Source organism: Pedobacter sp. (assembly GCF_046462515.1).
In the GTDB taxonomy this organism is placed as follows: domain Bacteria; phylum Bacteroidota; class Bacteroidia; order Sphingobacteriales; family Sphingobacteriaceae; genus Pedobacter.
Map to the genome: position 1 here is coordinate 93865 of NZ_JBKGVD010000002.1, position 25424 is coordinate 119288.

The window sequence follows — 25424 nt, forward strand, 5'->3', positions numbered from 1 at the left end:
TAAATGGAAAGCAATAAGAAATACTGGAAAGGCTTAGAGGAGTTAAATAAAACTCCAGAGTTTCTTGAAAATAACAAGAATGAATTTGCTGAGCCGCTTCCAATAGAAGATGTTTTAAGTGAAGCAGGATTAAGTACGGTAACCCCACGTCGCGACTTTTTAAAAGCGTTAGGTTTTGGTTTGGGAGCTGTAACTTTAGCTGCCTGTCAGAAAGCACCGGTACATAAATCAATTCCTTATTTAATTAGACCGGAAGAGGTTGTGCCTGGTATCCCGAACTATTATGTTTCTACCTTTAAAGGTAACAGCGTTTTAGTTAAAACCGTAGTTGGGCGTCCTATTAAAATTGAAGCAAACCCTAAAGCAGGCGTTTTCAATAATGGTACAGATGCTCAGGCTCAGGCTTCAGTTTTAGATTTGTATGACGTTTCTAAACTGAAGAATCCTGTTTTAAAGAAAGAAGATACAACTTGGGCTAAATTGGATGATTATGTTAAAGGGGAGTTGAACAAGGTACAGGCTGCGGGCAAAAAAATCCGTATTGTATCTTCAAGTTTAAACAGTCCTTCGGCTAAATCTGTAATTGCTGATTTTGCAGCTAAATATCCAACTGCAAAGCATGTACAATACGATCCAGTTTCATATACAGGTATTATCAAAGCAAATGAGAACAGCTTTGGTAAAGCCGTATTGCCTAAATATAACTTTGATAAGGCAGACCTTATTGTAAGTTTTGCTGCCGATTTCTTAGGGACATGGATCAGTGGAGAAGAATTCACTGCTCAGTACATTTCTAACAGAAATTACAAATCATTGGAAAAAGGTAAAATGTCTCGTCATTTCCAGTTCGAAACTGGTATGAGTTTAACGGGTACCAACGCTGATACGCGTGTTACAGTTAAATTATCAGAGCAGGGACCTGCTTTAATTGCGCTTTATAATGCAATTACAGGAAACAGCTTACCGGGAGCAGGTTTACCAAATAACACTACAGCAGATAAAGCCATTAAGCTGGTTGCTAAAGAACTTACCCAGAATAAAGGTAAAGCGCTTGTAGTTTGTGGTTCTAATGATGTGTCTACACAAACATTAGTTAATGCCATTAACGTTGCTATTGGTAGCTATGGTGCCACTATTGATATAGATAATCCTTGCAAACGTTATGAAGGTAATGATGCAGAGTTTGCAGAGTTGATCAATGAGATGAACAGAGGAGAAGTAGGGGCAGTATTCTTTATGGATGCGAACCCTTCTTATGATGCTGTTAATACTAAAGCATTTAATGAAGCTTTAGCTAAAGTTGGTTTAAAAGTTTCTTTTGCTGATAGAGAGGATGAAACCGCTGAAAACTGCGATGTTGTTGCTATTGCTCCTCATTATTTAGAATCGTGGGGCGATGCCAATACTTACGAAGGCTATTACTCAATTGTACAGCCAACCATCAATCCGGTATTCAACTCACGTCAGCCAGAGCAGAGTTTATTAATCTGGTCTGATGCTCCGGTACAAGATTATTACCAGTATGTACGTAGCAACTGGGAGAAAAATATTTTACCTGGAACAGGTAAATCATGGAATGATCTGCTACAAGATGGATTGGTAACCAAAGCCCCTAAAGCAGCTTCTTCTTATGGCTTTAGCTTAGCTTTAGATGCCGTAGTTTCTTCTATTATAGCAAGCAGCAAGGCTTTACAAAAAGACATCGAGTTATTGGTTTATGAGAATATCCCAATGCGTGATGGTAAACTGGCTAACAATGCCTTCTTGCAAGAATTACCAGATCCGGTATCTAAAGTAACCTGGGATAACTTCTTGGCTTTATCTCCTAAACAGGCAGATAAATTAGGCTACAAGGAGTTTGATCTGGTTTCTGTAAAAGGTGCAAACGGATATGAAGTTATTCTTCCTGTATTGATCCAGCCTGGACAAGCAATGGGAACTGCCGCTATAGCTTTAGGCTATGGCCGTACCAAAGCAGGTAAAGCAGGTAACAATGTAGGTAAAAACGCTTATCCATTTGTAAGTTTTACAAACGGAACTTTACAATATGCTACTACTGCTACCTTAGCTTCAGCGGGGGGTAGAGAAGAATTAGCACAAACACAAACACACTATTCTTTTGAAGGAAGAAACGTAATACGTGAAGCTTCTTTCAAAGATTATCAAAAAGATCCGGCAGCAGGTTCTGGTAACCACCATAAACATAAAGTATATGATTTGTGGACTACAGATAAGCACGAAATGTTGGGTAACAACTGGGTAATGGCAATTGATTTAAATGCTTGTACTGGTTGTGGTGCTTGTATAGTTGCTTGTAACGTAGAAAATAATATTCCTGTTGTTGGTAAAGACGAAGTTCGTCGTCGTAGAGAGATGCACTGGTTACGTATTGACCGTTATTACAGCTTTAATGATGAGAAAACAGGTCATGATGTAACTAAAGAAACAGAGATTGCTAAAATGGATAACTTGGATAATGTATCTGTGGTACATCAGCCAATGTTATGCCAGCACTGTGATCACGCACCATGTGAAACCGTATGTCCGGTATTGGCAACGGTACACTCATCAGATGGTTTAAATCACATGGCTTATAACCGTTGCGTAGGTACACGTTACTGTGCAAACAACTGTCCATACAAAGTGCGTCGTTTTAACTGGTTTAACTACTGGAACGACTCTCGTTTCGATAATTATTTAAATAATGAATTTACGCAGTTGGTGTTAAATCCTGATGTAACTACTCGTTCAAGAGGTGTTATGGAAAAATGCTCAATGTGTATTCAACGTATCCAGGCAGGTAAATTAGCTGCTAAAATGGAGAAACGTGCACTAAAAGATGGTGATATTAAAATGGCTTGTCAGCAAGCTTGTTCGGCAAATGCAATCATCTTCGGAGATAAGAATGATCCTAACTCAGAAGTATCGAAAGCATTACGTAGCGAACGTACATACTATGTTTTAGAGGAAATCAATGTAGAACCAGGAATTGGCTACATGACAAAAATTAGAAATATCGATTCAGAAACAAAAGAAGTGCACGCTTAACAGCTGTATTTAGAGTATAAATTATTATGTCAGGACATAACGAATCAATTTTAAGAGAACCATTAATTACCGGCAAGAACATCACGTATGCACAAATTACGGATGAGATTTTGTTGCCAGTAGAGAATAAACCTAACAGAGCATGGTGGATTGGTTTCATCGTTTCGCTTTGTGGCGCATCGCTTTGGGTGTTTGCGGTTGGTTATACTTTCTGGACCGGTATTGGTGCTTGGGGTTTAAATAAAACAGTAGGTTGGGCTTGGGATATCACCGGTTTCGTATGGTGGGTAGGTATCGGTCACGCCGGAACGCTGATTTCTGCGGTATTGTTACTTTTCCGTCAGAACTGGCGTAACTCCATTAACCGTTCAGCAGAGGCAATGACCATTTTCGCCGTAATCTGTGCCGCAACTTATGTTGTATCGCACATGGGGCGTCCTTGGTTAGCATATTGGGTACTTCCTTTGCCAAACCAGTTCGGTTCACTTTGGGTAAACTTTAACTCTCCCTTAGTATGGGATATGTTTGCGATCTCAACTTATTTCTCGGTATCATTATTATTTTGGTACACAGGTTTATTACCAGATATCGCAACGATCAGAGACAGAGCAACAGGCTTACGTAAAAAAATCTATACTATTTTCTCATTCGGTTGGACAGGTAGCGTAAAAACTTGGCAACGTTTTGAGGCGGTATCATTGATTTTAGCAGGTATTTCAACGCCATTAGTACTTTCGGTACACACTATCGTATCTATGGACTTTGCAACTTCGGTAATTCCGGGGTGGCATACTACAATCTTCCCTCCATATTTCGTGGCAGGTGCGATTTTCTCAGGTTTTGCCATGGTGTTAACCTTATTATTGGTTGTACGTAAAGTATTAGGTTTAGAAAATTATATTACGATGTTCCATATCGAATCGATGAACAAAATCATCATCGTAACAGGTTCAATCGTAGGTGTGGCTTATTTAACAGAGTTATTCATCGCATGGTATTCAGGATCTCCTTATGAGATGTATGCGTTCCAAAACCGTATTGCAGGACCATATTGGTGGGCATACTGGTTAATGATGACTTGTAACGTAATTTCTCCTCAATTATTTTGGTTCAAAAAGATACGTACAAACATTGCTGCTACCTGGATTTTATCTATTGTGGTAAACATCGGTATGTGGTTTGAGCGTTTTGTAATCATCGTAACTTCATTACACCGTGATTATATTCCTTCGAGCTGGGCAATGTTCTATCCTACCTGGATTGATGTAGGTGTATTTGTGGGTTCAATTGGTTTATTCTTTACTTTATTCTTATTGTTCTTAAGAGTTTTACCTTCTATTGCTATTGCTGAGGTTAAAATGATCTTGAAGAGTGCAAGCGAGCAATCTAAAATGGAACTGATCAAAGAGGGGCATTTGGATAAAGAACAAGTAAAAGAATACATTGGGTCTTTAGAAAAATTTGATAGTGTTAAACAAGAAGAATACGCAAAATTATAACAATGAGTAATATCAAATATATTATAGGCAGTTTTGGCGATCCTGATGAGTTGATGCATGGCATCGACAAATTGCAGGAGAACAACATCTCTATTTATGATGTTTATACTCCTATGCCTATTCACGGTATTGAAGCAAAACTGGGAGTTAAAAGATCAAGACTTGACGTTGCTGCTTTCTTTTTCGGTATAACCGGAACAATAACCATGCTTACAGGAGTTTATTTGGCAACTGTTGTAGATTGGCCTTTAAACATTGGTGGTAAAACTCATTTTGCGTTACCAGATTTTATTCCAATTACGTTTGAGTTAACCATTTTGTTCTGTGCTTTCGGGTTAGTTGGTTCTTACTATGCATCAACACATTTATTTCCGGGAAGAGCACCAAGAGTAATGGATCTACGCGCTACGAATGATCGTTTTATCATTGCGGTTGATGCAAAAGAAAACGCAGATCATGCTAAAATTGATGAACTATTAAAAGGTGCTGGAGCTCTAGAGGTTAAGTACAATGAAAGGAAGTATGTTAGCTATGAATAAGAATAGAATAGTTTTAGCCACTTTTTCATTATTATCAGCTGTAGTAATGTTCTCAGCTTGTAGAGATAAGAAAAGTACAGGCTTAGAATATGCAAGAAATATGTATGATCCAATTGCTTACAACCAGGATCAGCCAGTTTCAACTACAAATCCAGATTTAGAAAGTTTTAAAGGACAAACGGCGCAAACGCCTCCTTCAAATACTAATCCTATAGGTTTTGACAGATATGAATTGCCAAATACCAAAGAAGGTTATGAAGCTTCTGCGGCATTGGTAAACCCATTACCGGTAACTGAAAAGAACCTTGCAGAAGGTAAGCACTTTTATACCGTATTTTGTGCGCCTTGTCATGGCGAGAAAGGTGATGGTCAAGGTCATATCGTAAAATTAGACAAAGGTATATCTGGTGTGCCGGCTTATCATGGAGATGATGCCAACTCATCTAGAGGTGGCTTAATGAGAGATTTACAGGCTGGTAAAATTTACCATACCATCATGTATGGATTAAACGCAATGGGATCTCATGCGTCACAACTTTCTCCGACCGAGAGATGGAAAGTAGTAATGTATGTTCAGGAATTACAAAAAATAAAATAAGAAAAGCAGAAATAAATGGGAACTCATCACTATAATTTAGCCGAACAATTTGAGTTTACAGGAAAAGTTAGAAACCTAAGTATAATAGGTATTGTAATTGGCCTGGCAGCTATTGGATACGGCTTTGCTTCGGGTGCTAGCGAACGTACTTTTGCTAACCTGTTACTAATGGCCTATTATTTTGCTTGTGTATGTATGTCGGCCGCATTTTTTCTGGCTGTACAATTTGTAGCACAGGCAGGTTGGTCTGCGTCAATTTTACGTGTACCACAAGCTATGGCTAAAACCTTACCTTTTGCTGTAATTATTTTACTGCTTGTAATTGGTTTAGGTTTATATTCACATAATCTTTATCACCACTGGCATGCAGAAGGATTAATTGATCCTAACTCACCAAATTATGACAGCCTTATCGCTGGTAAGTCAGTGTTTTTAAATGTACCTTTCTTCATGACCAGACAAGTTGTGTTTTTAGGTATTTATTCAATCTTTGCTTATTCTGTTGCCAAATGGTCATATAACGAAGATTTGAACGGAGGTTTAGAATCTTACAGAAAAAGCTTTAAAAATTCTTGTATATTCTTAGTCATATACGGTTTTACAACTCCAATCTTTGCTTTTGATACGATTATGTCTTTAGAGGCACACTGGTTCTCTACAATGTTTGGATGGTATAACTTTGCCGCTATGTGGGTAAGTAGTTTAGCAGCCATTGCAGTTATTCTTATTCTCTTAAGAAAAGCAGGATATATGAGCTGGGTAAATAACAGTCATTTGCATAACTTAGGACAGTTGATATTCGGTTTCTCAATTTTCTGGACCTATGTATGGTTTGCACAATTCTTATTGATCTATTATGCAAACATGTCTGAAGAAACAGTTTATTTCTATAAACGTTTTGAAAGCTATGAATTCTGGTTTTATTTAAATCTTGCAATGAATTTCTTAGCTCCGTTATTATTATTAATGGATCGTGATAACAAACGTAGTGAGAAAATGTTATTGTTTGTTTCTATAGTTGTGTTATGCGGTCACTGGGTTGACTATTATCAAATGATCATGCCAGGTATCTTTGAACATGGTACTAAAGATGGTAGCGGTTTTGGAGTTATAGAAATAGGAGTTGCTTTAGGATTTTTAGGATTGTTTACTTTCACTGTATTAAATGCATTAAGTAAAAAAGCCCTTGCGCCTAAAAACCACCCTTTCTTACAAGAGAGTTTACATCACCATTTGTAAGACTGGCTTGCATTTTAGAATATAATAATTGAAATAGATAAAGTACTTAGTACTACTTAAAGAAAATGAGTTTAATTAAAGTAATAGGTAATAAAACAATGGCAGCGTTAGCGGTAATATTTACCCTGTTTTCGAGTACTGCCGTTTTTGCTCAAGAAGCTGCCGCTATAGCAAAACCAGTAGATATGGAACCGGTTTACAGGTCTACTATCTTTTATGTTTTGCTGTTCTTATTAGCATGTTTATTCGTCGCTATTGTAGGTAAAGCTTTAAAAGTTTATGAGCTAACCAGAGAGACCCAGGGTAAATCACAAGGCATAAATTGGGATTTGATCAATGCGGTTCTTTTTGTGATATTTTTAATTGTTGGATTATACGGTGTATATTTTGAATATACTGTTCATGGCAAAATGATATTGCCTGAAGCTGCGTCTGAACATGGTAAGAAAATAGACCAGATGTTTGAAATTACTTTAATTTTAACATCTGTTGTTTTCATCGCTACGCATATTGTATTATTCATATTTGCTTACATCTACAGATACAATAAAGCAAGAAAAGCTTATTACTATCCGCATAACAATACAATAGAGCGCATTTGGACTATTATTCCGGCCTTAGTTTTAACTGTATTGGTATTAATGGGCTTTTTAACCTGGAGATCTATTTTCCATAAAGTTGAAGACCCTAATAATAAGCCTCTGAGCATTGAGGTTACCTCTTCACAGTTCCAGTGGGATATACGCTATCCTGGTAAAGATGGAATTGTAGGTAAAAAGAACTACAAATTAATTACCAGTACCAATAATTTGGGTATTGATTTCAATGATAGAAATAGCCAGGACGATTTAGTAGCTGACGAAATTGTATTGCCGGTTAACAAAGCTGTACGTTTTACTTTAACCAGTAAAGACGTTATCCACAGTTTCTACATGCCTCACTTTAGAGTTCAGTTAAATACGGTTCCGGGTATGCCTACCTATTTTGAGTTTACGCCAACCATTACAACTGATGAAATGAAGGCTAAAACAGGCGATCCTAATTTCCACTATATATTACTTTGTTCTAAAATTTGCGGGACCAACCACTTTAACATGCAAAAAGTTGTTAGAGTTGTTTCTGAAAAAGAGTACGAAGAGTGGTTAACAAATCAGAAACCATATTTAAACGATGGTTTGAGAAAAGCATTTAACTTACCTGTTCCTGTAGCAACTCCTGAAAAGGCGACAGATACAGCAGCTACAGCTTCGGTTAAAACACCGGCAGAAAATCAACTTGCATTAAAAAAATAATAATACTGGAAATACCTTATTATGTCAACAATATCAACACACGATACGCATCACGATGATCATGGACATCACCATGAAACGTTTTTAACAAAATACGTTTTTAGTCAGGATCATAAAATGATTGCGAAACAGTTTTTAATAACTGGTATCATTATGGCTGTAATAGCTATGATTCTATCAATCTTGTTTAGGATTCAGTTAGCATGGCCAGATCAAAACTTTCCTCTTTTAGAGCAATTTTTAGGAAAATGGGCTGAAGGAGGAAGAATAAGACCTGATTTTTACCTTGCTTTAGTTACCATTCATGGTACCATCATGGTATTTTTTGTGTTAACAGCAGGTTTAAGTGGTACCTTTAGTAACTTGTTAATTCCTTTACAGGTTGGTGCAAGAGATATGGCTTCGCCATTTTTAAACATGCTTTCTTACTGGTTTTTCCTTACGGCATGTGTGATTATGATGTCGTCGTTCTTCATTCAAACTGGTCCAGCATCAGCAGGATGGACGGTATATCCTCCGTTATCTGCTGTTCCAAAAGCTATTCCTGGTTCTGGTTTAGGTATGACCTTATGGTTGATCAGTATGGTGCTTTTCGTAGCTTCTTCTTTAATGGGAGGTATCAACTACGTAAGTACAATATTAAATATGCGTACTAAGGGTATGGACTTCTGGAAGATGCCTTTAACTATATGGGCATTTTTATTAACAGCTATCTTAGGTATCTTATCTTTCCCGGTATTGGTAGCAGGGGTAGTATTGTTAATATTTGACCGTAGTGTAGGCACAAGTTTCTACCTATCAGATATGGTTTTTGGTACACAGATCATGCCTAACGAAGGTGGATCGCCAATTTTATGGCAACACTTATTTTGGTTCTTAGGTCACCCGGAGGTATATATCGTAATTATGCCGGCGATGGGCATCTCATCAGAAGTAATCTCAGTTAATGCTAGAAAACCTATTTTCGGATACCATGCGATGGTTTATTCATTAATTGGTATTACTGTATTATCATTTATCGTATGGGGTCACCATATGTTCGTAACAGGTATGAACCCGTTCTTGGGAGGTGTATTTATGATTACGACATTGATTATTGCGGTACCATCTGCGGTAAAAACCTTTAACTGGCTGGCTACACTTTGGAAAGGAAACATCCGTTTTACCCCGGGTATGCTTTTCGCAATCGGAATGGTTTCGTTATTCATTTCAGGAGGTTTAACAGGTATTTGGTTAGGTAACGCATCTTTGGATATTAACTTACACGATACTTATTTTGTAATCGCTCACTTCCACTTGGTAATGGGGTCGGCTGCAATATTTGGTATGTTGGCAGGTGTTTATCACTGGTTCCCTAAAATGTATGGCCGTTTAATGGACGAGAAGCTGGGATATTTACACTTTTGGATAACTTTCATTTGTGCTTACTTGGTATTCTTCCCTCTACACTTCTTAGGTTTAGATGGTGTTCCACGTCGTTACTATGCATTTACAGAGTTTGAATTCATGCATAAATGGATTACCGTAAATAAATTAGTTACATGGTCTGCAATTGTTGCTGGTTTAGCTCAAGTAGCTTTCTTGTTTAACTTTTTCTATTCTATATTTAAAGGTAAGAAATCTACTCAAAACCCTTGGGAAGCTAATACACTTGAGTGGACTACTCCGGTGGAGCGTATACACGGTAACTGGCCGGGCGAAATCCCAACTGTTCACCGTTGGGCTTATGATTACAGTAAACCAGGTTCTGAGACAGACTTTATACCTCAAACCACACCTTTCTCTGAAACCATGAACTCTAACCTTTTCCATGATTTTGAAGGAAATGCGGAGGCAGAACAAATCCAGAGAGAATGGAACGCAAAAAATAATCCGAGTAAGAACAACGAATAGTAACCTTACTTTGTAATAAATGTAATAAGGTATCTGCAAAGTAAAAGGCTTAACAGATACCTTATTTTATATCTAATGTGTTTGAAATGATTTCTAAATCTGAAAAGAGATTTATTAGAATTAATTTCATTACTATCATCTTAACCTTAGTAGTGATCTTAGCCGGAGGTATTGTGCGCAGTACAGGATCGGGTATGGGATGCCCTGACTGGCCAAAATGTTTTGATCAGTATATACCACCTACTTCTGTTAAGCAACTTCCATCTGATTATGAGAAGAAATATGTAGAGGGCAGGGTGAAAAAAAACGAGAAGTTTGCAAAGTATCTGGAACGTTTAGGCAAAACAGAACAGGCAAACAGTATCAGAAATGATAAATCTATTTTAGAGCATGAAGAATTTAATGTAGCTAAAACCTGGACAGAATACATTAACAGATTATCGGGAGCAATCTTAGGAATATTTATGTTGCTTACCACAGTTTATTCTTTTACTTTTAAAAATAAGGCTAAAAGAATAGTAATATTAAGTATTTTAAACCTTTTTGTGGTTGGATATCAGGCTTGGCTGGGTTCTATTGTAGTATCTACTAATTTAACGCAGTGGGTTGTAACTGTTCATATGCTTTTAGCACTTGTAATCTTAAGTATAGCAATTTACACTTATAACTATGCTAAGCAATTGTATCAGGAACCTACGGTAATTATGTACCGAATCATGTGGCTAAAAGGATTTTTGGCTTTTACTTTAATCTTATCTGTTATTCAGATTATTTTGGGTACAGAAGTTAGAGAGCATATAGATAGTATTGCCAAAGAATTGAGCTATAATGGCCGCAATACCTGGATAAGTAAATTAGGGAATGTGTTTTCTCTGCACAGAGATCTGGCTATTGCGGTTGCAATCAGCAATTTTATTGTGTATAAAATGGTTAAAGATCGTTTTAGTGGCAAAGCCTCTCCTTTAATAACGGCAAACAATATCATGATCGTGCTAATTGTGCAACTAATGTCTGGTTTTGTATTGTCTTATCTAGCATTACCCCCATACGCACAAACCATACACATCTTATTTGCAACACTGATGTTTAGCTTACAATATTATTTATATTTACTGGTTTACAGAACCAAAACCTATAAGACAACTTAAATCATTAAAATTGAAACAGTTTTTTTCAGATTTCTCGAAATTAGTAAAATTCAGATTAACCTTTTTGGTAGTTTTTTCTGCATCTGTTACTTTTTTAATCGGTTCTAAAATACAGGTTGATAGAGCTGTGGCCGATAGTATAAACTGGTATAACTGGATGATCCTGATTATAGGAGGCTTCTTGGTAACCGGTGCAGCTAACAGTTTCAATGAGATTATAGAGAAAGATCTTGATAAGTTAATGATGAGAACCAAAGACCGTCCAATGCCTGCCGGACGTATGACTACAGGGCAGGGTTTGGTAATTGGTTTGGTTATGGGTATTACAGGTACTTTTTTATTAGGTAAGTTGAATTTAGAAACAGGATTAATCTCTGTTTTCTCTATTCTTTTATACGCATTTGCATATACACCTTTGAAAAGAAAATCACCTGTAGCTGTATTTGTAGGTGCAATACCTGGGGCTTTACCTCCGCTTATTGGTTATCTGGCTGCAATAGGCCATTCTCCAGTAGGTTATGTTCCTAAAGATTATCAGATTGCGATAGTTTTGTTTTTAATTCAATTTGTATGGCAATTCCCCCATTTTTGGTCAATTGCCTGGGTGGTTGATGATGATTATAAGCTTGCGGGTTTTAGATTATTACCAACTAAAGAAAGAGATAAAACCAGTGCAACTATTACTTTTATGAGTACGTTGATTCTGATTCCAGTAAGTTTATTACCTACCATATTAGGATTTGGAGGATATGTGATAGCTGCTGTTTCTTTAGTGCTGGGTTTAATATTTGCCTGGTATGCTTATCAGTTAATGCAAAAACAGGATTTGGCTAGCGCCAGGAAAGTAATGTTCTGCTCTTTCTTTTATATCCCGTTAGTGCAACTTGTTTTATTGTTTGATTTAGTAGTTTAGTAGTTATGGTACATACAATGCAACAAAATAATGCTCCAATAGAATTTAATGCCAAACCCCGCAAATTTGCGATGTGGTTGTTCGTGGTTTCTTCAACCATTATGTTTGGCGGTTTTACGAGTTATTATTTGGTTTTTTCAGCGGCAAAAGGTAAAGGCCATGGTTTGGTATTACCAGATGCTTTCATGTACAGTACAGCTGTACTGGTTTTAAGTAGTCTGTTTTTATTTTTGGCTGCCAGAGCTCTGCGTAATAAGCAGTTAAAACAGCAGCAGTTATACTTGTGGATTACATTAATTTTAGGGGTTGCTTTCGCTTATTTGCAGTTTCAGGCATGGACCAGCTTATACATGAGTGGTGCGGTGCTAATCAATAATAATGCGGCTATTTCTATGATCTACCTGCTTTCTGGAATGCACTTGTTGCACATTGTTGCAGGTTTGGCATTGGTGATAAGCGCATTGGTAAGCTCTTACCGAAATGTAGTGCATGCTAAATTGGTTTATAGACAGGAAATTGCCTCTATTTTTTGGCATTTTATAGATATATTATGGATATATCTGTATGTTTTTTTACTTTTGAACAGTTAAATTTTTAACAAACTTTTATACAAATTATTAAATGGATTCATTATCAAAATTAGACCAAGTTAAAACTACACCATGGGCAGGTGGTCGTTCGCCATGGTCTGTGGAGTATGGCAAGTTAATGATGTGGTTTTTCTTACTATCAGATGCCTTTACATTTTCATCATTATTGGTTTATTATGGTGCGCAACGTTTCAGTAAGTTTGCTTGGCCAGACCCAGATCTTGTATTTCAATCAATTCCAGGCATAGCTGATCATGGTTACCCGTTGGTTTTCGTAGGTATTATGACCTTTATTTTGATCATGAGTTCGGTAACAATGGTACTTGCAGTAGAAGCAGGCCACCGTAATTCTAAAAAAGAAGTAATCGGTTGGATGATTGCTACAATTATAGGTGGTTTTATGTTCTTAGGCTGTCAGGCTATTGAATGGACACACTTACACCATGAAGGTTTCTGGTGGGGAAGTATCCCTAAAGATCTGAGCCATTTCTTTGATGGTGATATATCTGCAGTTTCGGCACAGCAGTTTGCCAATCTATTCTTTACCATTACAGGATTTCACGGTTTCCACGTATTTAGTGGGGTAGTAATCAATATCATTATCCTATGTATGGTAATCAATGGAACTTTTGAAAGACGCGGTCACTATTTAATGGTAGAAAAGGTAGGCTTATACTGGCACTTTGTAGACTTAGTTTGGGTATTCGTATTTACTTTCTTCTATTTGGTTTAAAATTTAACAACGAAAGATATTATGTCAGAGCATAACACACATACAGCAGAAGCACATGATCATGGAGATCACGGTGCTATGACCAAAGGCAGGATCTGGAAAGTATTCTTTATCTTATTAGCCTTAACCGTTATAGAATTTATCATTGCGTTATGGGCAATCCCAGGTCATCATATGACCCAAGCCGTAGGTAATTATGTATATATTGCTTTAACGTTATTTAAAGCGTACTATATTGTAGCTTATTTTATGCACTTGAAATTTGAAAAATTTGGATTGCAGTTGGTACTTGGTATTTCATTTATTTTTATCATCTATTTCATAACGCTTTTATTAATTGAAGGTGGTTACTTACACCTGCATATGCCAAAAGTGTAATGAAATACAACCCAACAAAAAAGATATTAATCCTGGCAACCATACTATTGGTGCCGGGATTTTTATATTATTTGCTACAGCAACAAGGAGAAAACCGCTATAAACCATTGCCTATTTTTGGGCCAAAACAAGTAGCATCTACTTTTCACTCTGTAAAAGGCAAGCAAATTCCCGATACAATTTACCATGTTATTAATGATTTTAAGTTCATCAATCAAAACTCTGAGGAGGTAAGTTGGAAAAACTTTAACGATAAGGTTTTAGTTGTGAACTTATTTTATACCAGAGCAAGTGGCAATGGCATAGACATTACTAACAAATATCTTAAGGATATTTATAAGGAATTTGAAAAGAACCATCTTATACAGTTTGTAAATCTGAGTGTAGATTACTTGAATGACCAACCCCAAGACTTGGCTAACTATGCAAAAACTTTTGGCCTAAAGGGTAAAACAATAGATTTGCTGACGGGAGATAGCACACAAGTTAAACAGTTTGTTAGAAACGGTTTACGATTAGACGCTTTTTATAATGTAGCCGAAGGAAAATTTGTATATAACAATATGTTTGTTCTGATTGACACCAAGCATAGGGTTAGAGGATATTACGAAGCAACAAGTAAAGAAGCAGTTTCAAAACTTGAAGATGAAATTAAAGTATTAATAGCTGAAGAATTAAGAAATATTAAAGACGGTAGATAATGATTGAAACGAGTAATAACATAGAGCAGAAATATAATAAGTGGATTATTGTTTTATCTATAGCCATACCTTTGGTTGTTGCTTTGCTTTTTGGGGTTAACCTTCGTAAAATGGGTTATGATGTAGAACCGCTTACATTTTTGCCCCCTATTTACGCCACTATTAATGGAATTACTGCTATAGTATTGATATTAGCCGTTTGGGCGGTAAAAAATGGCAAACGTACTTTACACGAGCGTTTAATGAAATTAGCCATTACCCTGTCGGTTTTATTTCTGGCTATGTATGTAGCTTATCATATGACATCAGAATCTACAAAATATGGAGGAGAAGGTGTTTTACGATATATTTATTTCTTCATTCTGATTACACATATCTGCCTTTCGGTAGTTATTATACCATTTGTACTGGTTACTTATGTAAGAGCACTGGCACAAAATTTTGACAGGCATAAAAAGCTGGCAAGGATTACTTATCCGCTTTGGTTGTATGTTGCTGTAACAGGAGTTATTGTGTATCTCATGATCTCACCTTATTACAGTTAATTAATGATTATATTTGAACATCCGAGATTTTAATTCTCTAAAATCGTATATAATTTGTAAAATTTCTGCTGCATACTTGCTATAATTCTTATATTAGAATTCACCAAAGCAGAAACCTTCAGAGTGCAACGAACAGAGACAGTAGAAAACATAGAGCGAATGCTTGATAAAGGCCAAGTAGCGGCCTTTACGGATTTCTACACTCGATTTTTTAAAAAGCTGCTCATTGAGAGCGATAAATATGTAAAAGATATTTATGTAGCAGAGGAAATTGTACAAGATGTATTTGTTAAGATTTGGGAACGTTCTGAAGATCTGAGCCAGATCAAATCCATTAAATCATATTTATATCGTTCTGTAATTAATCTTTCAATCAATTACATCAACAGGCAGAAAAATCTGGAGCAACACCACCAAAAGATGCTGAGTGAGTTTACGGAAGAACAGGCAGAGGTAATAGATGAGGAGAACGAGTTAATTGTAATGCTGTTTGACGAGATTGAAAAATTACCTTTAAAATGCCGTGAAATCTTTAAAATGAATAGGTTTGAAAAGTTAAAGTATAGAGAAATAGCTTTAAAACTTGATCTGTCTGAGCGTACCGTCGAAAATCATATCGCTAATGCTTTAAAGATGTTGAGAGACGCTATGCTGGATAACCAGAAAAGCCATTCCATTTCTTCCTCACATCTTAAAATTTTGAGACTTTTATCTTTTTTTTAAAAAAAGATTAGATAAAAGCAAAAATAAGCAAAACGGTTAAAGCAATTGCAATACAACGCTTTATAAAACAGTAGTCTTGGTGTGGAACTCGGTGTCGGATAGGTTTTGGGCTTGAAAACACAACGTTAGGTTACTAATTCGTTACCGATTGACATAGGTAATAACACAGCCTAACAGGTTATATTTCAGTGTTTTGCACTGCATTCTCTATTCCCTTGTAACTCAATGTAATTTAATTTTAAACATTAAACATTTGAGTTATGGAGCAGGCAAAGAAATCGACGTTCAAGCTGCTTTTCTATCTGAAAAAGAACGAACTGAAAAAAAACGGTAATGCCCCGATCATGGGGCGTATTACTATTGATGGCACACCCAAGACTTTCGGGACAAAGTTAGAAATAAACCCCAATAATTGGGATTTGAAGTACGGAAGAGTTGAGGGCAAGAGTGCCACAGCTTTGAGTATTAATCAAAAGCTGGATAACATACGGGGCCGTATCGACAAGATTTATGAAGATATGCTAAAACACGAGGGCTTTGCAACCGCACAAAAGGTAAAGCTCACGTTTCTGGGTGTCGGTGTGATGGAAGATGCCATACTGAAAGTCTTTAAGGAGCAGAATGAAGGCTTTGAAAAAATGGTCGCTAAAGGGAAACGCTCTAAAAGCACCTATGCCAAGTATACCACTGTTTACAATCATCTTAGCGAATTTATAAAGGAACGGTACCATCGGGAGGATATGGCGTTCCGGGAACTCACTTCCGATTTTATCCGGGAGTTTGATTTCTTTCTCCGCATTGATAAAGAATGTACCCACAATACGGTTTGGGTTTATACAATGCCCGTTATTGCACTGGTAGAACTGGCTATTAAAAAAGGTTTGCTACGGGATAATCCTTTTGATGATTACAAGATCACTATGGAGGAAACCGACCGTAGTTACCTTCTAAAAGAGGATGTGGAAAAGTTAATGTTCCTGAACCCATCCAAACAGAAATATGAACTGGTAAAAGACCTCTTTCTTTTCAGTTGTTTTACCGGACTTTCTTACATTGATATTAAGAAACTGAAATGGAGCAATATTCAATCGTTCTTCGACGGCCACCAGTGGATTATCAGCAGGCGTAAAAAATCTGACGTTGCTTCAAACGTAAGGCTGATGGAAATCCCCAAACGCATTATTGAAAAATACAGAGGCATTACCAGAAGCGATTATATATTTCCTGTTCCGTCCAATGCGACCTGTAATAAGCATATCAGTAAACTTATTGAGGAAGCTGGCATTGTTACCGAACAGAAAGTTACTTTCCATACCGCACGTCACACATTTGCCACCATGTTTTTGACCGAGGGCGTACCGCTTGAAAGCCTTAGCAAAATGATGGGACACAAGAATATTTCCACCACCCAGATCTATGCTAAGATTACCAGCCAGAAAATCAGTAAGGATATGGATTTGGTAGCACCTAAATTCAAGGCAATGGAAGATGCGTTTCTTGTCAAAATCGAAGATGAAGAAATAGAATTATTGAATGAAGCTCCACTTGGATTTTATGATACCGAAGAAGTGATGGCTTAAAACAGGGTATATTTTTTAACAGTCAGATTGAAGCAGGATTAAGTCCTGCTTTTTTTATGTCTATACTTTTTATAGCCAAAGCACATTTACTTTTCTCTCCTATTCCCCTTCTGTAAAAGAGCTTTTGTCTACTGCTGAAACAGAAGGTTAAAAAATATTGCCCTGGTACTTCTCCCGCACAAAACGATTTTTCAACCCTCTGTCTCTGTGGCTGTCACAGCCACACAACTTAAAAATAGAGTTTTAAAAATTCAACCAATTGGAAGTGTTATTTCAATCCATTGGGAACCATTTGCCAATACCATCTTCATTGCTTCCACTGTTTTTTTACTCAAAGAAGCCTGTATGCCCTATTGTTCCATTTCAAGAGCAAAGGTATGATCGTGTTCTTAACCCAGGAACAAGGTCATGCCCCTTGGGTTTGCCAAAAAATCTCCACCCATGCGGGTCGTATTTGTTTGGCAAAACTTTGTTCCTGCTAAACACTAACCTTTTATGCTCGTGAAACGAAACAAAGCATACTCCGGCTCTTTAGACGAATAAAAAAAATGTCAGTAATGGAAAAATACAGCATTGGAAACGGTAACAGAGTGAAACGAAACTTCAGCACCTCCTCTCATTACCGAATAAATCTAAAAAAATCAAATCAGAACAAATTTCATAGCGCAAAAAAGTAGAAAACATGAACATCACAGGAAGACTGACAAGGGATGCGGAAGTACGCACAACGTCACAGGACAAACAAGTAGTAAACTTTTCGATAGCGACCAACGACAGCTACCGTAACAAACAGGGCGAACGCATAGAGCAAACAACCTATTTCGACTGCTCATACTGGATTAGCCCGAACGTAGCGAAGATACTCACCAAAGGCACTTTGGTAGAACTCACAGGCAGGGTAAGTGCAAGGGCGTGGACAGGCAATGACGGCGAAGCACACGCAGGGCTGAATTTCCATACCTCAAACATCAAACTACACGGAGGTGGCAAGAAATCGGAAACTGCACAAGCTACCACAGGAACGAGCAACAACAAGGCAAAGGACGACCTCCCATTTTAACAACGAATATTTCAAACATTTAAAATCATTTTAACATGGCACATAATATCAATTTCAACGAGAGAACAGGACGTTATTCATTCTTTAGCGTACAACAAAAAGCATGGCACGGTTTGGGGCAAATCGTGGAGCAATACCCTACAAGCGAGGAAGCTATCAAATACGCAGGATTGGATTACGAAGTCGTAAAATCCCCACTGTTTACCAAAGGTTCGGGCATTCTCGAAACCTCCAACGGCATAGAGATAGGCAGTAACGAATTGGAAGTACCCAATTATTTCGCCAACATACGCACCGACAACAATGCAGTATTGGGCGTAGTCGGTAAGGATTACCACATTGTACAAAATCGTGAAGCCTTTAATTTCTTTGACAGCATTGTAGGCGGTGGCGAGGGTATTCTGTACGAAACCGCAGGAGCATTGGGCAACGGAGAATGCATTTTTATCACAGCCAAACTGCCCGACTATATCCGTGTAGGCAATGGCGATGACGTAACGGAAAAATATATCTTCCTAACCACTTCGCACGATGGTAGCGGAAGTATTACCGCAGCGTTTACGCCTATCCGTATCGTCTGCCAAAATACCCTTAACGCTTCACTCCGCAATATGACCAATGTGGTGCGTATCAAACACACTTCGGGAGCAAAACAGCGTATCGAGAACGCTCATAAGATTATGGGGCTTGCCAATACGTTGAGCAACCAATTGGAGGGCATTTTCAACGAATGGGCAAAAGTAAAGGTAACAGACCGAGAGGTAAGAAAGTTAATCCAATTGGCACTTTGCCCGAACAAGGAAACGCTTGACCTTATCAAGAAAGGTGCGGAAGATGAAATTTCCACCGTGTTCAAAAACACCGTAGAGGACGCATTTGCATACGCTATGATAAGCGACACGCAACAAATGCAGACCACAAAAGGCACTTTGTTTGGAGCATACAATGCGGTTACAGGCTACTATCAAAATGTAAGAAGTTACAAGAACGATGAAGCCAAGTTACAGAGCATTGTATTGGGCGGTACTGCCCAACTCAAATCACAGAAAGCATTTGAATTGTGTACCGCATTTGCATTGGACGGTGCGGAAATCCTAAACCTTAATTAAATAACCACAGGCTACCGCCTTAATCGGTGGTAGCCTACTAAAAACAAAAAATATGGCGAATTGGTGCAACAATACGGTTGTTTTCGAGGGAAATCCCGAAGCAATCAGACAGATACAACGGCTATTCAAAGAAATGGCAGAACAGGAACAAAAAGAGGGTTGCGGACAACTGCCCGACTTTGTAGCAGACAGCAACGGAGGTTATTTCTTCGGCATTTATCAAGACTATGACAATACGGACACCTTTCAATATGAAACAAAATGGTCGCCCAATACGGAAGTCTTGCAAAAGATAGCAGAACACTACAAAGTAGATTTTACACAGGACTATGAAGAATTGGGGTGCTTGGTATTTGGCAGGGCAACATTTTCTGACAGGCTACTCACGGATATTTATTTGGACGATGAGGATTTTGATAAATACGAGTATGACGAAGAAAATTCCGTGTGGCATTTCGAGGGCGAAACCTACGAAAGTGATTACGAGATTTTGGAAACCTTGTTGGAACGGAAAATTGAAAATCAGTTGAACAACATTAAAATTCAGAACAATGAAACTATCAGATAAAGCAACAGCACACCTATTGGTAAAAGCCAATACCAACAGCGAATGGGATAATTGCGAGTTTGCAATAATCCACCTTTCCGAAGAATGGAAAAAGGAACAGGCAAAACGATTGGAAGCCGTTAAGCCTTTTGCAGAGGATTGCAATTTCCAATCCCTTAACTACTATGATAACGCAGTAGATTTTTACAGAACGAGCGAAGACGACCAACCCGACATTGAGGAAATACTTGCAGGTAAAGAATGGGCATTTGTGGAACTTGAAAACGAGGAACAGGAAACATTTACCGTTCCCGAAAATCGGTTGGACTGTTACAGGCTTGTCGTGTACCGTAGTGGCAACGCCATATACAAAGCATACGGCAAGCATACGAGCGAAGAATTTTGGACGGAAGAATTTGACCTCAATATTCTGTGCAATCCCACCACCGAAGAAACGGAGTTGGAAAGGTTTTGCAGAGAGCGTTTTCAGCACCTTAGCAATGCACAGCTTGTGGCAAGGGTAAACGGTCTGCCCGACTTTGGTTGGGATGACGAGGGCGTGGAACTGCAAAGACGGCAAAGGGTTTCAAACGGTGCGTTTGACTATACTTTTGACTACAATACTATGGTAATCCTAAAAGATGAAAAGCGATGAAAGTAACAGATTTGAACGGTTGCCCTATCGAAGTAACCGACCTTGATGAAGCAATCAGAATAACAGCAGATTACAAAGAATACAGGCACAAGGACAAAAGTTTTTCCGAGTTCGACAAACGGCAAAATGCGTATTGGACGGATATGTACGAAAAACTGACGACACTCAAAAAACAATCATTAACAATTAAAATTTCAGAACGATGAACACGAATTTTTTCAATCAGATACAGCAGTTGGACTTTACAGGCGTATTGCAACTGAACATTTCAAAAGGAGCAGAAAATAACCTAATCGTATCGGTATTGCTCAATAACGAGCAATGCGGAGATAACGCCAAAAAACTTATTCCCCCATTGACATTTAACGCCACACCACAGGAGTTTGACGAGGGATTTTTTGAGCAGATAACCACGCCTATACAAACCATTTCGGGGGTAATGGTGGATATGGAAAAATTTCTAAAACAAATGGAAGAAGTCAAAAAACAATCCGCAATGGAGAAAGAAAAAGCCGAGAAAGCCAAAAAGGAAAAAGAAGCCAAAGACAAGAAGTACAAAGAAAGTATGGCAAAGGTGGACGAGTTGGAAAAAGAGGGCAAACACCGTGAAGCGTGGATGAAAGTTCCCGACATTACCGAGTTTCCTGAAAAAGCGGACGAGATACGCAAACGCAAAACTTCATTGTCCGACAAATTCGCCTCTCCGAGCCTTTTCGGGGCAATGGAAGAAGCAACATCCGAACCGCCACAAGCAGAAGAAGTTACAGCCGACTATCCCATAGACGAAACGGAGGAAGAAGAAAACGAGTATTAACCATTAAAAACGAATAGTATGTTATTAGCAACGCAATTAGAGCGAGTTTTTATACTCAAAGATAAAGGACAGGACATCAGACTGACCGACCCCGAACCACGTTGGAGCGTGGAAGCCGTAATGAATTTTTACGCCAATATGTACCCGATACTGACAACGGCAAAAGTATCTGCACCACAAATCAAAGACGATGCAGTCGAGTACAAATTTGAGAGCGTAATGGGAACAAAAGGTTAATCCAAAAATCAAAAACGATGAATTATGCAACGCAACATCATATCGGGAGTTATCAGCATACCCGAACAGAAACGGCAACGGCAGTTGCACCGACAGTTGGGCGAGTTCGCCAATTGGCTACAAAGACCAAAGGACGCAAACCAAGTGCAAAAGGACAAACAGAAATCCGTACCGATAGCAATGTTACCAATGGTATTCTGAAATGTACCTTTCTGCCTAAACTGAAAACGGCACAATCCGTACAGGCTTGTAAGGGAACAGCAAAAACGGAGAGGGATTTTTACAAGTCCCTTTCCAAACTTGCCGAGCATTACGGCATTGAGCCAATGCAGACCAAAGATTTTGGTTTTCCCTACAATATCGCATTGGGTATGTGGGATATGGAAGCCAAAGTAAACCGCACCAACATCAATTGGGATAGTTTTAAATTGGTACAGGACAGTAAGAAAACTTTTTTGGTAAGCGAGGAACGGTACAACACAGGTACAACCCTGTATTATATTCCGATTGTACCACTTTTCAGAATGTTGCACGATAAAGGGCGAAAACACAATGCACATTTACTCTTATCGGTTTGCAGTTATCTGTATCACATTGCCGACATTCCGTATTACAGGCAACAGGACAGCTATCTGTATTGGCTATATGAAACGCACAAAGATTGGGTGGAACAGGACGAAGAAACGGAAGAAACCGAATGTTACAGAAATGAGATAAAGCGAGCCGAGTGGATTGGCGACAACATTGAACAAAAACTGTTTAACCGTATCAATCTGACCTTATTTGAACAGCGTTTGAGCCAATTTAAAAGCCGTGATACATTCGACAGGGAATGTTGGCAGGTGGCGTGTAATGCTTATGCCCTTTATACGGAATACCCAAACGCCACCATTTTCAGAAACGCACCAATGCCCGAACAAGACCCCTATAACGATGATTACGACAATGAAGCAATCACAATGGAAAAGTATATTTCCTTTATTGCCGATACCAAAGGTTGGTTGTATGAAAGCCTTAAAGACAGCATCAACAACGAGTTTAACGAATACGGAATATTGGAAGAGCCGACCATTTGCAAATCTTTTGACGGAAGCGAGATAACGCAGGGCAACCTTGATTTTGAGAACCGTTTGTTTGCTTTATTGGATGATTTGTGTACGCTATTGTATGACTATAAAACAACAGGAAAATGAACAACGAAAATAACATAACCGAAAATTTCGGCACATTATACCACCCGAAATCTGCTTTGGTATTCTATGAAACCAAAGGAGCAGATACCGCAACCTATGTAGAGCATTTTGATATGGACAAGAACGGCAACCCTATTAATGCCCACCCTTTGACCGTAAAGGAAGCCGAAGTATTAGCACGGTCTTTACAGACCGAAGATGAAAAGAACCAAGCCTTTTTAAAACCAAAGGGAATTTTGCCGACCAACATTCTGCACATCAATCCGAATGCTGAAAAGGGTACGGTACTATGGTACACCAAAGCACAGCAAAGACAACTGTACTTTGTGGATAGTTTGAGCATACCCAACGGAAAGGCACAAGTACCACCAATGTTATGGTACGCCAATAAAAACAGCCTTGCCGTCTTTGCCCTTGCAACAGACAGAAGACCAACCGAAAAAACGCCCTTGCATTACGCTCCGTTTTTTAACATCTATGAAGACGGCAAAGTATGTATGGGTACGGTAAGCATTGATATTAAAAATTCCGCTTCGGTGGAAGAATTTATACAGGCTTGGGAAAGCTACTTTTTCAACAGCTATTTCAGCCACTTATTAGGACGGCACAGTCCCATAAAAGGAAATTGCGTAACCGTATGGAAAGACTTAATCGGAACAGATAAACCCTTTCCAAAAGAGGTATTGAAAAAGAACAACAAACCCCTTAAAAATCTATTGTGATGAATACACAGGAAACAACAAAAACAGCCGTCCATTTTACGGACAGCTATTTGCTCAATCCTACCAACCCGATTTCGGTAAACCTAATCGGTGCAGGTGGAACAGGCTCAAAGGTATTGACCGCCTTATTGGAAATAAACGAGAGCCTTTTAGCGTTAGGACACGCAGGGTTACAGGTGCGTTTATGGGACGATGATATTATCACAACCGCAAATTTAGGCAGACAGCGTTTTTTTGAAAGCGAAACAGGATTGTACAAATCCGTTACGTTAATCAACCGTGTCAATCGTTGTATCGGTACGAATTGGAAAGCCGAAACGGTAAAGTTTGAAAAGGACAAATTTGGCAGGTTGCCCGAAAACGCAAGGGCAACCCTAACCATTACCTGTGTGGACAATGTACAGGCGAGGTTTGGAGTGGCTGAAATTCTGAAAGAAACAAGCCACCGCAGACACTACCAAGACGACCCAAAGTATTGGTTGGACTTCGGTAACAGCCAACACACAGGGCAAGTCCTACTATCTACAATAGGAACTATCAAACAACCCAATTCAGAAAAGTACCAAACGGTGGCAAGCCTGCCAATGGTTACAGATGAATTTGGCGAATTGCTGAAGCAATCCGAAAAAGAGGACAACACGCCAAGTTGCTCATTGGCGGAAGCATTGCAAAAGCAGGATTTGTTTATCAATGGCTCATTGGCTCAAATGGGCTGTGATTTGCTTTGGGGTTTGCTCCGTTACGGAATGACCGAATACAGGGGATTTTTTCACAATCTGAAAGACTTCCGCACCCACCCGATAAAAGTCGCCTGACTCGAAAAATCGGGCGGCAAAAAGACACTCCCTCCCAATGGTCGGGGCAGTCTTTTTGCATCAAAGCGGTGCAACCCCTTTGCCAAAATGCACCGCCACACAATTCCTCTCTTCACATTTCACCAAACAGGTTGCTGCATTTTTTGCGTGGGATATTCATTATCCCATTGTTATTTTTTGCGGACTTCTTTTCTTGCCACACAGCGACCAAAGAAAAGAAGCAAAAGAACGCCGCTAATTATTAACGGTATTGAAGACTGTTAGGCAGTCTGGTTACTAATTGTTCCGAAAATATTCCGTAGCTATATCACTCACGCCCAAGCTAAAATATTTCTTGCCTTTACTTAATGCCACAACAGCAGTCAAAAGCTCATCGGGGTCAGCGTATTTCAGTATATATCCCCAAACTCCGATTTCCAACATATCGGTAACGCTTTCCTTGTCGTCATTGGTGCTGGAGATAAGCACTTTTAAATCGGGGAACTTTCCGAGCAGGGCATTGGCCGCACCGAAATTTTCCTCTATGATGCAAACATCGGGTAATGTGTTGCTTTCTTCTATTTTTTGGATAGCTTCCTTTTCGTTTTCGGATTGGAAAAACAGTGTGTACCCGCTATCTTCAAGTTGTTTTTTGGTAATATCACGAAGCCGTGTATTATCATCAATTAGTGCCAATTTCATTGTATATAATTTTACAGTCTTAATAAAAATATACAAGTGAGGGACACTACCGTTATAAAGAAAGCGTAGGCAACCACACTTATCGGCATTAAGGCACTGGTACGCCTACCCCCAAACAAGTGAGTGCCCACGCCTATGACGTGAGCGTTCTTACTTATCTGTTCCGGGGTTT

27 protein-coding genes are annotated in these 25424 nt (G+C 38.6%); 26 read left to right on the plus strand and 1 reads right to left on the minus strand.

Translation table 11 applies throughout. From position 1 onward, the window contains the following. Window positions 1–3 precede the first annotated feature (3 nt). The 26 genes from ACLHG9_RS01235 to ACLHG9_RS01360 all read left to right on the plus strand — a co-directional run bounded on the left by ACLHG9_RS01235 (window position 4) and on the right by ACLHG9_RS01360 (window position 24571). Window positions 4–3048: a TAT-variant-translocated molybdopterin oxidoreductase gene (locus ACLHG9_RS01235; protein WP_410219724.1), complete on the plus strand. Its 3045-nt coding sequence runs from the start codon at window positions 4–6 to the stop codon at window positions 3046–3048. Between the two features lie 26 nt (window positions 3049–3074). Beyond that, complete coding sequence (gene nrfD, locus ACLHG9_RS01240; protein ID WP_410219725.1) at window positions 3075–4547, plus strand: NrfD/PsrC family molybdoenzyme membrane anchor subunit; 1473 nt, start codon at window positions 3075–3077, stop codon at window positions 4545–4547. Window positions 4548–4549: 2 nt separating this feature from the next. Then, a complete protein-coding gene (locus tag ACLHG9_RS01245) occupies window positions 4550–5086 on the plus strand; it encodes a DUF3341 domain-containing protein (protein WP_410219726.1) in 537 nt (178 codons plus the stop codon). After that, on the plus strand, window positions 5079–5684 hold the full coding sequence (locus ACLHG9_RS01250; RefSeq protein ID WP_410219727.1) for a c-type cytochrome: 606 nt from the start codon (window positions 5079–5081) through the stop codon (window positions 5682–5684). The genes ACLHG9_RS01245 and ACLHG9_RS01250 overlap by 8 nt, the downstream gene beginning before the upstream one ends. 15 nt (window positions 5685–5699) lie before the next feature. Next, window positions 5700–6923: a quinol:cytochrome C oxidoreductase gene (locus ACLHG9_RS01255; RefSeq protein ID WP_410219728.1), complete on the plus strand. Its 1224-nt coding sequence runs from the start codon at window positions 5700–5702 to the stop codon at window positions 6921–6923. A 65-nt stretch (window positions 6924–6988) separates the two neighbouring features. After that, window positions 6989–8215 (plus strand): cytochrome c oxidase subunit II, encoded by a 1227-nt coding sequence (locus ACLHG9_RS01260; RefSeq protein ID WP_410219729.1) that lies wholly within the window; start codon window positions 6989–6991, stop codon window positions 8213–8215. A 21-nt stretch (window positions 8216–8236) separates the two neighbouring features. Next, complete coding sequence (locus ACLHG9_RS01265; RefSeq protein ID WP_410219730.1) at window positions 8237–10108, plus strand: cbb3-type cytochrome c oxidase subunit I; 1872 nt, start codon at window positions 8237–8239, stop codon at window positions 10106–10108. An 86-nt stretch (window positions 10109–10194) separates the two neighbouring features. Next, complete coding sequence (locus ACLHG9_RS01270; RefSeq protein ID WP_410219731.1) at window positions 10195–11256, plus strand: COX15/CtaA family protein; 1062 nt, start codon at window positions 10195–10197, stop codon at window positions 11254–11256. Window positions 11257–11266: 10 nt separating this feature from the next. Further along, window positions 11267–12169 (plus strand): heme o synthase, encoded by a 903-nt coding sequence (gene cyoE / locus ACLHG9_RS01275; protein ID WP_410219732.1) that lies wholly within the window; start codon window positions 11267–11269, stop codon window positions 12167–12169. A gap of 5 nt (window positions 12170–12174) precedes the next feature. Continuing rightward, window positions 12175–12759, plus strand: a complete 585-nt coding sequence (locus ACLHG9_RS01280; RefSeq protein WP_410219733.1) for a heme-copper oxidase subunit III — start codon at window positions 12175–12177, stop codon at window positions 12757–12759. Between the two features lie 31 nt (window positions 12760–12790). Then, a complete protein-coding gene (locus ACLHG9_RS01285) occupies window positions 12791–13492 on the plus strand; it encodes a cytochrome c oxidase subunit 3 (protein WP_410219734.1) in 702 nt (233 codons plus the stop codon). Between the two features lie 21 nt (window positions 13493–13513). Beyond that, on the plus strand, window positions 13514–13870 hold the full coding sequence (locus ACLHG9_RS01290; protein WP_410219735.1) for a cytochrome C oxidase subunit IV family protein: 357 nt from the start codon (window positions 13514–13516) through the stop codon (window positions 13868–13870). Continuing rightward, window positions 13870–14571: an SCO family protein gene (locus ACLHG9_RS01295; RefSeq protein WP_410219736.1), complete on the plus strand. Its 702-nt coding sequence runs from the start codon at window positions 13870–13872 to the stop codon at window positions 14569–14571. Before ACLHG9_RS01290 ends, ACLHG9_RS01295 begins: the two co-directional genes overlap by 1 nt. Beyond that, a complete protein-coding gene (locus ACLHG9_RS01300) occupies window positions 14571–15116 on the plus strand; it encodes a DUF420 domain-containing protein (RefSeq protein ID WP_410219737.1) in 546 nt (181 codons plus the stop codon). Before ACLHG9_RS01295 ends, ACLHG9_RS01300 begins: the two co-directional genes overlap by 1 nt. A 123-nt stretch (window positions 15117–15239) precedes the next feature. Then, window positions 15240–15839, plus strand: coding sequence for an RNA polymerase sigma-70 factor (locus ACLHG9_RS01305; RefSeq protein WP_410219738.1), 600 nt, complete (start codon window positions 15240–15242; stop codon window positions 15837–15839). Between the two features lie 260 nt (window positions 15840–16099). Beyond that, a complete protein-coding gene (locus ACLHG9_RS01310) occupies window positions 16100–17419 on the plus strand; it encodes a site-specific integrase (RefSeq protein ID WP_241313533.1) in 1320 nt (439 codons plus the stop codon). Window positions 17420–18101: 682 nt separating this feature from the next. Next, window positions 18102–18479: a single-stranded DNA-binding protein gene (locus tag ACLHG9_RS01315; protein ID WP_410219739.1), complete on the plus strand. Its 378-nt coding sequence runs from the start codon at window positions 18102–18104 to the stop codon at window positions 18477–18479. Window positions 18480–18514: 35 nt separating this feature from the next. Continuing rightward, a complete protein-coding gene (locus tag ACLHG9_RS01320) occupies window positions 18515–19588 on the plus strand; it encodes a DUF932 domain-containing protein (protein WP_410219740.1) in 1074 nt (357 codons plus the stop codon). A 52-nt stretch (window positions 19589–19640) separates the two neighbouring features. Next, window positions 19641–20156, plus strand: a complete 516-nt coding sequence (locus tag ACLHG9_RS01325) for a hypothetical protein (RefSeq protein WP_410219741.1) — start codon at window positions 19641–19643, stop codon at window positions 20154–20156. Next, window positions 20140–20790 carry a hypothetical protein gene (locus ACLHG9_RS01330; RefSeq protein WP_410219742.1) on the plus strand — a complete coding sequence of 217 codons (651 nt, stop codon included), beginning with the start codon at window positions 20140–20142 and terminating at the stop codon, window positions 20788–20790. Before ACLHG9_RS01325 ends, ACLHG9_RS01330 begins: the two co-directional genes overlap by 17 nt. Further along, the gene (locus tag ACLHG9_RS01335) at window positions 20787–20996 is read left to right on the plus strand and encodes a hypothetical protein (protein WP_410219743.1); all 210 of its coding nucleotides are present in this window, start codon (window positions 20787–20789) and stop codon (window positions 20994–20996) included. Before ACLHG9_RS01330 ends, ACLHG9_RS01335 begins: the two co-directional genes overlap by 4 nt. After that, a complete protein-coding gene (locus ACLHG9_RS01340) occupies window positions 20993–21604 on the plus strand; it encodes a PRTRC system protein E (protein WP_410219744.1) in 612 nt (203 codons plus the stop codon). The genes ACLHG9_RS01335 and ACLHG9_RS01340 overlap by 4 nt, the downstream gene beginning before the upstream one ends. An 18-nt stretch (window positions 21605–21622) precedes the next feature. After that, window positions 21623–21841 carry a PRTRC system protein C gene (locus ACLHG9_RS01345; RefSeq protein ID WP_037438461.1) on the plus strand — a complete coding sequence of 73 codons (219 nt, stop codon included), beginning with the start codon at window positions 21623–21625 and terminating at the stop codon, window positions 21839–21841. A 17-nt stretch (window positions 21842–21858) separates the two neighbouring features. Further along, on the plus strand, window positions 21859–23034 hold the full coding sequence (locus ACLHG9_RS01350) for a hypothetical protein (RefSeq protein WP_410219745.1): 1176 nt from the start codon (window positions 21859–21861) through the stop codon (window positions 23032–23034). After that, the gene (locus tag ACLHG9_RS01355; RefSeq protein WP_410219746.1) at window positions 23031–23756 is read left to right on the plus strand and encodes a PRTRC system protein B; all 726 of its coding nucleotides are present in this window, start codon (window positions 23031–23033) and stop codon (window positions 23754–23756) included. The genes ACLHG9_RS01350 and ACLHG9_RS01355 overlap by 4 nt, the downstream gene beginning before the upstream one ends. Then, window positions 23756–24571 carry a PRTRC system ThiF family protein gene (locus tag ACLHG9_RS01360; protein WP_410219977.1) on the plus strand — a complete coding sequence of 272 codons (816 nt, stop codon included), beginning with the start codon at window positions 23756–23758 and terminating at the stop codon, window positions 24569–24571. Before ACLHG9_RS01355 ends, ACLHG9_RS01360 begins: the two co-directional genes overlap by 1 nt. Before the next feature lie 276 nt (window positions 24572–24847). Here ACLHG9_RS01360 and ACLHG9_RS01365 read toward each other — a convergent pair whose 3' ends face one another. Then, a complete protein-coding gene (locus tag ACLHG9_RS01365; protein ID WP_410219747.1) occupies window positions 24848–25252 on the minus strand; it encodes a response regulator in 405 nt (134 codons plus the stop codon). Window positions 25253–25424: the final 172 nt, after the last annotated feature.